Raw genomic sequence first — 674 nt, forward strand, 5'->3', positions numbered from 1 at the left:
GACCACCCCGCCGCCGGCGAACGGCGCCACGCCGGCCGCGCCGGCCCACTGATGCGGACCGCGTCCTCCACGCTCGCGCTCGCCGCCGCCCTGGCGCTGGGCGCGAGCGGCCTGGCCGCCTGCGAGAAGAAGCACGAAGCCGAGCCGGCGCAGGTCCAGGCCGACGGACAGACGGTCCAGACCGAAGGCTCGTCCTCCGCGATCGACGAGGCGCAGGTGAAGGCGGCGGCGAAGGACGCGGCGGCCCAGGTGGCCGCCGGCGCCACCGCCGTGGCCGAGGGCGTCAAGGAAGGCGTCAAGGAAGGCCACAGCCAGGCCAAGCAGGAACTGCGGGAAGACGAGGCGGCCTCCGCCCCCGCGCCCAAGTCCTGATCCTGTGAACACGTGCGTGCGGCCGGCCGTCGTTCCCGACGGCCGGCCTTTTTCGTGCGCGTGATGCGAACGACTTGCAACCGCAACCGCCGCCGCTATTGTCGCGCGCGAAGCTTCAGGAGACCGGCGACATGAGCACGACCTTCCGCCCCCGCGTTTGGACCTCGATGGGCGCCGCCCTGGTGCTGGGCGCCGGCGCGCTGGCGGGCTGCTCGGGCGAGGCCGGCGACAAGGCCGAGACCGCCCCCGCGAACCCGGCCGCCGCCAGCGCAGGCGGCGAGGGCGAGGGTGAAGGCGCCGCC

The 674-nt window shown here is 75.2% G+C and carries 1 protein-coding gene; it reads left to right on the forward strand.

The genetic code is table 11. The annotated features are described in order from the left end of the window. A partial coding sequence (locus G3573_RS21840) for a hypothetical protein (protein ID WP_163263706.1) occupies positions 1-372 on the forward strand: 372 nt, incomplete at its 5' end. Positions 373-674: the final 302 nt, after the last annotated feature.

It is taken from the genome of Caulobacter sp. 17J65-9 (genome assembly GCF_010975005.1).
GTDB lineage: Bacteria > Pseudomonadota > Alphaproteobacteria > Caulobacterales > Caulobacteraceae > 17J80-11.